General features: G+C 61.7%; 12 protein-coding genes. 1 reads left to right on the top strand and 11 read right to left on the bottom strand.

Annotated features, from left to right (window positions below):
• Positions 1-1,069: 1,069 nt before the first annotated feature.
• The 4 genes from ACY35P_RS13920 to ACY35P_RS13905 all read right to left on the bottom strand — a co-directional run bounded on the left by ACY35P_RS13920 (position 1,070) and on the right by ACY35P_RS13905 (position 4,137).
• Positions 1,070-1,411 (bottom strand): hypothetical protein, encoded by a 342-nt coding sequence (locus tag ACY35P_RS13920; RefSeq protein WP_462116439.1) that lies wholly within the window; start codon positions 1,409-1,411, stop codon positions 1,070-1,072.
• 71 nt (positions 1,412-1,482) lie between these two features.
• Entirely contained in the window at positions 1,483-2,223 is a 741-nt protein-coding gene (locus ACY35P_RS13915) for a toll/interleukin-1 receptor domain-containing protein (protein WP_462116438.1), read from the bottom strand.
• An 893-nt stretch (positions 2,224-3,116) separates the two neighbouring features.
• A complete protein-coding gene (locus tag ACY35P_RS13910) occupies positions 3,117-3,566 on the bottom strand; it encodes a YcxB family protein (protein WP_462116437.1) in 450 nt (149 codons plus the stop codon).
• A 67-nt stretch (positions 3,567-3,633) separates the two neighbouring features.
• Positions 3,634-4,137 carry a hypothetical protein gene (locus ACY35P_RS13905; RefSeq protein ID WP_462116436.1) on the bottom strand — a complete coding sequence of 168 codons (504 nt, stop codon included), beginning with the start codon at positions 4,135-4,137 and terminating at the stop codon, positions 3,634-3,636.
• 149 nt (positions 4,138-4,286) lie between these two features.
• Between ACY35P_RS13905 and ACY35P_RS13900 the strand changes: the two genes are divergently transcribed.
• Entirely contained in the window at positions 4,287-4,550 is a 264-nt protein-coding gene (locus tag ACY35P_RS13900; RefSeq protein WP_462116435.1) for a hypothetical protein, read from the top strand.
• Positions 4,551-5,259: 709 nt separating this feature from the next.
• Here ACY35P_RS13900 and ACY35P_RS13895 read toward each other — a convergent pair.
• The 7 genes from ACY35P_RS13895 to ACY35P_RS13865 all read right to left on the bottom strand — a co-directional run bounded on the left by ACY35P_RS13895 (position 5,260) and on the right by ACY35P_RS13865 (position 8,661).
• Positions 5,260-5,646, bottom strand: a complete 387-nt coding sequence (locus ACY35P_RS13895; protein WP_462116434.1) for a hypothetical protein — start codon at positions 5,644-5,646, stop codon at positions 5,260-5,262.
• Positions 5,647-5,726: 80 nt separating this feature from the next.
• Complete coding sequence (locus ACY35P_RS13890) at positions 5,727-6,116, bottom strand: hypothetical protein (protein ID WP_462116433.1); 390 nt, start codon at positions 6,114-6,116, stop codon at positions 5,727-5,729.
• A 75-nt stretch (positions 6,117-6,191) separates the two neighbouring features.
• Positions 6,192-6,527 carry a hypothetical protein gene (locus tag ACY35P_RS13885; protein ID WP_462116432.1) on the bottom strand — a complete coding sequence of 112 codons (336 nt, stop codon included), beginning with the start codon at positions 6,525-6,527 and terminating at the stop codon, positions 6,192-6,194.
• A gap of 244 nt (positions 6,528-6,771) precedes the next feature.
• The gene (locus tag ACY35P_RS13880; RefSeq protein ID WP_462116431.1) at positions 6,772-7,200 is read right to left on the bottom strand and encodes a hypothetical protein; all 429 of its coding nucleotides are present in this window, start codon (positions 7,198-7,200) and stop codon (positions 6,772-6,774) included.
• 159 nt (positions 7,201-7,359) lie between these two features.
• Positions 7,360-7,686, bottom strand: coding sequence for a hypothetical protein (locus tag ACY35P_RS13875; RefSeq protein WP_462116430.1), 327 nt, complete (start codon positions 7,684-7,686; stop codon positions 7,360-7,362).
• A 56-nt stretch (positions 7,687-7,742) separates the two neighbouring features.
• On the bottom strand, positions 7,743-7,946 hold the full coding sequence (locus tag ACY35P_RS13870) for a hypothetical protein (protein ID WP_462116429.1): 204 nt from the start codon (positions 7,944-7,946) through the stop codon (positions 7,743-7,745).
• 334 nt (positions 7,947-8,280) lie between these two features.
• Entirely contained in the window at positions 8,281-8,661 is a 381-nt protein-coding gene (locus ACY35P_RS13865) for a GFA family protein (protein ID WP_462116428.1), read from the bottom strand.
• Between the last annotated feature and the right edge of the window lie 972 nt (positions 8,662-9,633).

Here is a 9,633-nt window from a genome sequence, read left to right as displayed (position 1 = left end):
ACGCCCGTCAGCTCGCATCCACTACCATCAACCCCGGACTCTAGATCAACCCGCTACTGAAAGCGGGGGGACGTCGGTAGGGGCGTACGCGGCCAGATTGGGGCGCAACCCTGCGCGGTAGGGCCTGCAGTAAGGATGCTGGGCCGCGCCGCGGCCAGCAGACGCGGGCGGGAGCACGAGAGTGCGACAGCAGCGACGGACCACTACGACTTACGTTAATAGCAGGTGGTGGGCGCTAACACCTGAGTTAAGCCGCGCCGCGAAGCGGCGTCGGCTTGGACGAATTGTTAGAGCCCACACGACCTTGCCGGCCGGCTCCAACTCCAAGGTGCGGAGAATGCCATGGCGGCGCACCTGCGAGGCGCCTGCGCGCAACTCGAGTCAGCCGGGACGCGAGAGCCTTCGAGCGCCAGCCGAGGCCAGCAGTTGCACATAAGGGCGTTAGGAGAGGCGCGCGATTCGAGGCGCCAGTTGGCGGAGCCAAGCACTGCAAGTTGCGGAGGACCACTTCAACTTCCGCTGCAGTCGGTAGTGGGCGCTAACACCTGAGTTAAGCCGCGCCGCGAAGCGGCGTCGGCTTGGACGAATTGTTAGCGCTCAGGGACCGAGCAACAACGGCCGCGCCCGCTGCGAACGCGAGCAGGACCCCAACAGTGTCCACAAGGGCCACTATCTTATGCGGCGTTCCCGACGGCCACCGCTGCAGTGACCAGATCCTCAGCCCGGCGGGGACTGCGCCGACGGCTGCTCCGGCAAGATAAGCGTGCTTTCCGTAGGTGCGGGCCAGCGGACGCCACCACATGGCAGCACCGCAGATTGCCGCCAGAGCCGCAACGACTACGACCGTTTCCCAGCTCCAGATCGGCACCAATTTGAAAAGGAAAAAAGCCGCGGCTGACGAAACTAAGCCACCGAGAGCAAACACCGGAAACATGACCAGCCGGCGGCCAAGAGACGGTGAGGTTTCAGCCGCAGGGGAGAGCTCTGCTTCGGGCGGCGCATATCTATTCATGAGCGCTAACACCTGAGTTAAGCCGCGCCACGAAGTGGCGTCGGCTTGGACGAATTGTTAGGCATTCTGCTCGACCAGCTGCGGGCCGCCAAGCCAGCCAAACTGCCATGCCTCTGGCCCCCGCGCGCTCGGACCGGCATTGGCAACTGACACGACTGCGCCACGGGAAAAGTGCAGGGAGAGCTCCCCAGAACTTAAATCCACTCGAGCGAATTGCTCGATGAGCCCAACCAGCGCGTCACAGAAGCCGGGCGTACCTTGCAACAGAGTCGTCCCGCCGGAGGCATAAGACGCGCGGTTGTAGATGGTGAACGCGCAATCTTGGAAAACGAGCTGCAGGTAGTCGTGAATAAACACGACCTGCGACAACGGATCTTCCGGCTGCAACGGATGTTCCATCAGAAGGCCTAACACCTGAGTTAAGCCGCGCCGCGAAGCGGCGTCGGCTTGGACGAATTGTTGGGCGGCACCTAGTTGATCAGCTTGTGCTGCACGGCGTAGTGCTTACCCTTTTCGGTCAGCCGGAGGTCGCTATCGTTGTCCTGGGTGATTAGCCCAAGACCCTTGGCTTCGCTAACTAGGACATCAAACATCAGTCGTGAAATCCCCGATGCCCGCATGACGCGCCCGTACTTCATGTAGTCGAGGTCGTGGCTCTCAAAGTCCGCGACAAGAATGCGCATGAGGTGGGTTATGCCATCGCCAGTACGCTCCGGGGGCGATTCCTTGACCGGCTTAAACGGGCTATTGCCGATTGCTGGCTTCTCGAAGAGCGGTGCGTCGTGGAGAGTTCTAAGCAGCTCATCAAAGGAAAACTCGGCCTGCTCCTCAGTGGAAAAGTCGATGAAGAGCTTCGATCGGAGGAATGTCGGCACGTTGTGGGTGCCTTGCTGCCTGATCAGCGGGATGACCTTATTCGAGTCGATAGTCTTCAAGAGATCGGCCGTGACAATCATCTTTTCGTAGCCGACTCCGCCCGAGCCAGAATTTGCCTTTTCAACGTAGCGGTCCGTACAGACCATTAGGACGCGATCCGCATTCGCTAAGTTTGTCTCCATAAAGTGGGGCAGATCGTCTCCGGGCCGGAGGTCCCACTGATCGAGAATTGCGTCTACACCGCTGTTTCGAAGCCTGGTTGCCAGCTCTAGCACCCACTGTTTATGTGCTTGGGAGTCGTGCGAGTAGGAGACGAAGACCTTTGGAACCGCCATGCAATTTCCTCGAGCTGCGATACGGCTGCTGTGCCGCCCAACACCTGAGTTAAGCCGCGCCGCGAAGCGGCGTCGGCTTGGACGAATTGTTAGGCCCCACTCCCCGGAGTCTGCGAGCCCGAACTCTTCGTACCCCTAAGGTTATGGCTACGCTTGGACACGGCCAAGAAGACGATCCCGACACCCATTAGAGACGGCCCGAGTGCCCACAGAGCAAGGATGTGGGTGCTCAGCCCCACGGCGAGGAAAGTGGCGCCGGACGTCATGAACGCAATGCCCAAAGCCAAGAAGCTCTTCGTACGTTCCATCGTGGGAGTCCCTTTAGGCGGCCGCGCGTGACCGAGCAGCACTGAAGGTTGACCTTAACCCGCTGCCAGCCATCCCGCTAGCGGACGGCCTGGGAGTTGCCGAGACTGCTCGGTGTGGGGCCTAACACCTGAGTTAAGCCGCGCCGCGAAGCGGCGTCGGCTTGGACGAATTGTTAGGCGGCCAGCAGCTCACTGCTGACCGGGGCACGACAGGCGGCGACCAAAACGCCACGCCGCAAGTGAGGCAAGCACAGGAAACGCGACCATTAAGAGCAGCCAAGGGTTTGTGGGCAACAGCCTCGTAAGAAAGCTGCTGAACCAGAAGAGAGAGGTGCAAAGCGCCACCATGGCACCCACGTAAATAGCGGGGTACCACAGAATGCGTCCGTTACGCTTCACGATAGCGAAGACTAATGCAACGGCCACGACCAGAACGACGCTCGCTATCCATACAGCCCACAAGATTAGGCCTTCCGCCAAACCGTCATAGTTTTCGGTCGCATAGAGGGGGCCGCTAGCTGACAAGGCTGCGACCAGCAGAGCTGAGCGTTGCGAAAGTCTTCCCATGGCCGCCTAACACCTGAGTTAAGCCGCGCCGCGAAGCGGCGTCGGCTTGGACGAATTGTTAGGTTGCGTTGTATGAAACTGCACCAACCGTTGTAGCGCCTCCCGCTGTGCTGCTGACAGGACGCGGAACGGGACAGGCAAGCCGCCCTCGCCCTTTTCGAGCAGGTAGCCCACCCGGAATTCTTTGACCCCCGAAACTTCCGCCCAAGGGACATGCGTAACGCGGTTGCCCTTTGACCACCGGGTAATACCAAGCTCATCTATCCGGAAGCGGCACCTGCCCAAGACCCACGATTTGCGAAAGAAAAGAAAGGCGCACGCAACAGTGATTATTCCGAGTAGAAGCTTTTGCTGGATGGGAGTGCACGCGGCAAACACCGTGTTAGCAGGCGCCCGGGCGCGTACGAGGTGTAGGTACTCACCGAGCCGATAGCGCACTTGAAACTCGACGGGTAGCGACTCTTCCATAAGCAACCTAACACCTGAGTTAAGCCGCGCCGCGAGGCGGCGTCGGCTTGGACGAATTGTTAGGGCGCTAGAGCGGATGCTCCGCACGTAGTTTGCTTAGCTCTTTAACTAGGTTACCGCATGTCGCGCAGAGGTCACGCAGGACGTCCGGCGTGATTACATGCGAAACGACAGGCTCCACGAGAATGGGCGTTGATATCGCCGTCGCGTGCCGCCCGTAGGCCTCGATGTACCACCGCGAGTGCATGAGCAGGTTTCTTTGCTCTCGAAGCCGGTGGGCTTTCGCTAGCCAAACACGGTATTTCTTGTAGCTTGAGGCTTTAGCGCCGAAAGCTTCCCGCGCGTAGGCGTCTAGCATCTGTAGCAGCTGGAACGTTCCGGTTGCTTCTGATGCCTTTTTCACGTTTTCGAGGTCGCTGCCGTTGTTTCGCCAGCCCACGCATAGATTTATCGCATCGACGAAGCGGGAATACCCGAATACGAGCTGGCCGAGGAGGTCGCCAATTTCCTTTTCGGCTGCATGACGCCGGGCCATCATTTCATATGCCGGGAGTGCGTCGAGATCTTCCATTGCGCCCTAACACCTGAGTTAAGCCGCGCCGCGAAGCGGCGTCGGCTTGGACGAATTGTTAGGCCACGGCTCGGCTTGGCCGGCAGCCCACTTGCTACGGGACACGGCGAGGGTAATCTTGGGCTTCCTTGGTGTACAGGAGTTGCCCGGTGAAGATGCTCAGTTTCCTGGTTCTCACGCTCGCGTTTGCTTCCGCGCACGCGTCTCCCCCGACTACGGATATCAAGCCCACTGCGAAGAAGGCCGATGATGGGGTTGTGTGCGAGCGCAAGCGCGAGATGGGCAGCAATCTCGTGAAGCGCATTTGCATGACGAAAGCGGAGCGGCTGGCGGCCAAGGAAGAAGCGCAGAGCAAACTGCAGAAGCTTGGCTCATGCGGGGACAATGAGAATGCGTGCTCCGGAGAGTTGTAACGCCGCCTCCGTGGCCTAACACCTGAGTTAAGCCGCGCCACGAAGTGGCGTCGGCTTGGACGAATTGTTAGGCCCCGGCCCTAGCGAGATACCGCACGAGGGAGGGCCAACACCTGCTGCGGATGCTACGGCAGGTGAGACCACAGCGGCCAGCACAGCCGAGAGGTCCGGCCGCCCGAAGGGTTTGCAGCGGCTCGTTCGGGATCTGATGCCGAAGCCTCCGCTGTGGCCGAAGGCGGGCAGAGCGTGCGGGAGCGAGGCCGCGGCAACGAAGCCGGACTGGAATTGCACGGTGCAGACCGGTCTCAACCCGCGCACGACGCCCTGAACCTGCAGTACGGGGCCTAACACCTGAGTTAAGCCGCGCCGCGAAGCGGCGTCGGCTTGGACGAATTGTTAGAGCCCACACGACCTTGCTGAGTTGGCCTAACTCCACGGAGCGGAGCATGCCATGGCCAGCGACCGCGAGATGGCCGGGCGCCGGTTCTGACCCTAGCGGGCGCGGCCGGGCCAGTGCGTGACCCGATGCCGGAAGGCTTGCAATAAGGATGCGGGGCCGTGCGACGCCTGGCAGACGCGGGTGGGAGCACGAGAGTGCGACCGCAGCGACTGACCACTACGGCTCTCATTGATAGCCGGTGGTGGGCGCTAACACCTGAGTTAAGCCGCGCCGCGAAGCGGCGTCGGCTTGGACGAATTGTTAGGCCACTCAGTGGGCAACTGCGAGCGTTGCTTCTTCGCTGGCGAGAACTTCACCGTTGGAGCGAAGCTCTGACTTGTACGAAGCAGACTGGCCATCCGGCGCTACGGTGACAGTAAAGGCGACAAGCACGTTGCCCGGCGCGCCAGTAGCGCCCACCTCGGCTTTGGCGGGCACGCCGGCCTTGGTGACGAGAACGGGTTCGGAGAGGATGTTTCCGTTGCGGAGATCCCGGACCGTGGCCTGCACGCGAAAGGTCTCAGCGCCAGCCGGAGCTACCGAGACTTTGACAGCCAGACGGGCACCGACCCACGCGTCACCGGGAGGCGTGGTGCTAGGAGCAGCAGAGGCAGTGGCGACAACGGCGAGCAGAGAAAGTGCGAGAAGCTTCTTCATGGGACCTCCATGTGGATGATTGAGTGGCCTAACACCTGAGTTAAGCCGCGCCGCGAAGCGGCGTCGGCTTGGACGAATTGTTAGGGCGCACCTTGCCGACCTGCAACCGCCATGCACACCGCGCTGGCGCGCGCCGCCAGCCTGAGTTGGGTGGCAGGCGCCAAGGGAGCGGTCCGCTCCGCGGCGGGAAGTTCGGGCAGCTGCAGCGCAACGGACGAGTAGGCGGCTACCAGCTCAGTATCAGTGGGCGCCGTCTGCACAGCGTCGGTTCGGGAGGTGGCACTCGCCGCCCTGACTAAAACCGTACGGGCCGTGTCATCCAAGGGCTCGCGAACATAAGCCGCGACAACGGCGACCGCCGCATTTTCGCAGCGGCGCGTCAATTCACGGGTAGCGGTTTCATCCGTGCCGCCAGCATGCGAAAGCATCGGTGCCGCAAGGAGAACCAGGAGCGCGGCTTCTTCCTTCATGAGCGAAATTCTCCTCGTGCGCCCTAACACCTGAGTTAAGCCGCGCCGCGAAGCGGCGTCGGCTTGGACGAATTGTTAGGCGTGCAGCCTAGACCTGGCGGCCGCACTCAACAAGGCAGAGAGCTGACGGGCGAAGCCGACCTGCCCGCAGTGCTCGAGGAAGCACGTGGAGACAGCATTTTCGCGCTCGCCGCCCGCTGCGACCTCCGAGCTGACCAGCGCAGACAATTTCGTAATTTGGGCGGCGGTGGCCTCCGCAGTGGCCACGAACGGCAGAAATGATTGGTACACGGAATGGAGCGAGTTGCTGGGAAAGGCAACCTCTCCCGTATCCGCCGCCCACTCGCCTCGAAAGAGGGGAAATATCTCGGAGAGGCGTTCGACTAGCTGCGCTTGCGAGAGGGTTTCCATGCACGCCTAACACCGATTAGCTCCCATTTCGGAGCCGGTAACGGGATGCTCGCCGGACAGCGCAAGGCGGTCAAGGCTGGGGCAGGCGTTACTGTGGCGTGCGCCGCCGGCAGAGCGTTACCGAGGCGGGCGCGGCGGTAACAGCAAAGCTCTTACGCGCTTGGCGAGGTGTTCCAAAGTGGGGCCTAACACCTGAGTTAAGCCGCGCCGCGAAGCGGCGTCGGCTTGGACGAATTGTTAGACCTCATGGCTGGGCTTCGCGGATCGCTGTTATGACGGCCTGACCAGCATTGAATAGCGATGCCAGTTGATCCTCGCCAGTGGCCAGCGCCTGTTCCGACGTCGTGTACGAGCGGCGGCCGGCAAAGGTGAGGAAATAGAACTTGGTTGCTCCGCCGGCTGGCGGTTCGGTGCCAGGTTCGGCTGAAGCGGGCCCCAGCGTCTCGTTCGCAACGCGGATGAAGTCTGAGCTCGCTTTCGCGACCGTCTCGTAGGTTCCGGCGCCGATGATGCCGCCGCCAGTGCTGAAGTAGAGACTCGTTGAGCCGTCACCGAGCACGACCAGTGTGTAGTACCCACGCTCGAGGCCGGTTTCCATCACGACGCCCCACACGTCCTGGCCGAAGCCGCCTCGACTGAGGCCGATCTCTGCGGGGTCGAGTTGCAACACCATCGAGCGGAGCCCAGCAGCTGGCGATTCCGGAGGCGGTCCGGCCTGTGCGCCACCAGGCCCGAAGCCGAGAACCGAGAGTAAGAACGCGAGAATTTTTCGCATGAGGTCTAACACCTGAGTTAAGCCGCGCCGCGAAGCGGCGTCGGCTTGGACGAATTGTTAGCCGCCTGCAGGAAGCTCTAACAAGATCCCGGTGCAGAAGACTTCCCGGTAGCCAGCATTGGTCTCAAGGCGCAGCAACTGGTGCCCACCTGCCTGTAACTCGCTTGTGGCACCGAGGATAGCTGGAGCGCCGGCACACGGGCCCTCGTGCTCCTTGTACCCGTACGCTTCCAGCAGGCGGATCGTACCGACCTCAAACCGGTTGGCCTCCCAGTCGACCGGATACTGAACCCGCAGCGCAACCTGCGCGATCTCCGGCAGCACCAGGACCGACCGAACGATGCAGTCGTGCCAATGCACCTCTTCGCAAGCGAGTAACTTCATGCGGCTAACACCTGAGTTAAGCCGCGCCGCGAAGCGGCGTCGGCTTGGACGAATTGTTAGGCCGCTGCGCGACGGCAGGTTCCGGTGGCCACGATCGGAGTGCCGGGCTCGCCGAGCAGGTAATCAAGCGTATCGGAGAAAGAGAATCGCAGCGTTTGCTGATTGATGGTGAAGGACGTCCCAGCAAAGTCGAGCTTGGGAGCGAACCAAACGTCCTCGCTCGGCGCCCCTGAGCCCATGTAGGTCCGCTGGCTGAGCATGACTTCAATCGTCCACTGCCCTCGCGGCCTTTCAATAACCCGGAGCTCTACAGGCTCCGTCAGGCGCTGCGCGCCACTCCCCGCAATGGCAGCTCCTCCAGAACTGCGACACTGATACACGGTCTTGGGCTCTGCGTTAGCGCTGCCTGCACAGAGGGCTAGGGTTATTGCCAAGAATGCAACGGTTGCTTTCATGCTGTCCCTCGATAGCTGTGATGTATGTCAGCGGCCTAACACCTGAGTTAAGCCGCGCCGCGAAGCGGCGTCGGCTTGGACGAATTGTTAGGCGGCACCCGGGAAATTGCGAGCGCCACCGGCGAGAAGCTGGAAGGGCTCAATCCAGGAATGTCCATGTATCCGCGCCATCAAACCGCCGGACAGCGACTGAGGCTAGCAGCGCCGGCTCAAAGTTGCGGAGGTTCACGCCGTGGCGAGCGCCGGGCTTAGGTTCTATGGGTTCCCAGTGGGTGCCAATGCCGCAGGTCTTGCAACGGAAATTGCTGAGGCTGCGATCACCCCACACGTAGCTCTCCGTGTTCTCCGGATGGCCTTGGATAAAGACGCTACCGAGTTCGTAATAGGCCCAAATGCCTCCCGTGCGCCGGCACAACGAGCAGTTGCAGCTCGTGGCCGTTTCGGGCGCGGCGGGCAAACTGAGGCTGACAGCTCCGCAGTGGCAAGAACCGCTCAACGAAAGGGGCCGTTCTTCATGCACGACGCGTCTCGCTCCCAGTGCCGCCTAACACCTGAGTTAAGCCGCGCCGCGAAGCGGCGTCGGCTTGGACGAATTGTTAGGCCGCACCTTCGCACACAGCACGTGGCACGACCACGTTGAGCTCTGGCATGGGCTCGCGCGCCTTAAGTGCCGCGTATGCGGGAGCAGAGAGCGGACCAGTCATCCAAGCGGACTCCGGCTTAGACCACTCAAAGCGAGATTTGTACACCACATAGAACTCAGAGACCCTGGAGCCGGGCGGGATACGTTCCGCGACGACGACTGCCGCATTAGAGCCGACAGCCGTGACACAAGGCTCAGTGACGCTAGACGAAGTGGTCTTATCAATTCGATGCGCTAGATGTGCCTGCTCAAACAGATCAATCCAGATCACCACAAATGGGCCGTCCTCCCACTCGATCCCGGAATCAAAGAGCCCACAACCCGCAAGCGCCACTGCAGCACTGAGGGTTACGGCAAGACGCCCGAGTCTGCCCATGCGGCCTAACACCTGAGTTAAGCCGCGCTGCGAAGCGGCGTCGGCTTGGACGAATTGTTAGGCCAAGCTTGAACTCGCCGGACACGATGGGCAAGCCAACGCGCCGAGGCTGCCGAAGCGAGAGGCACGGGCTGGGGCCAGGAGAGCGGGCGGCAGGCTGTTGCGGATGCCGCCGAAGTCATGAGCGCCGTCCGCCACCGACGCCCGGCGCGTCCGGAGGTCACCGCGACGAGCGCTGTGTCGAGCGTCGGACGCGTGCGAGGTCGAGCGCGGGAATTAGGTGGGACGTGCGGCGGCGCGGGCGCCTGGGCTGCCAACGCGGGCTGCGGCTTTGCGCCAGGTGCTTCCGAAGCAAGAAGACGGCGCTTCCCGACTGAGCTGATCTGGGAACCGACCGAGGCCTAACACCTGAGTTAAGCCGCGCCGCGAAGCGGCGTCGGCTTGGACGAATTGTTAGGCGGCACTTTCGGAGT

This window comes from Lysobacter xanthus (assembly GCF_047159895.1).
This window is presented reverse-complemented; position numbering and strand designations above follow the sequence as displayed.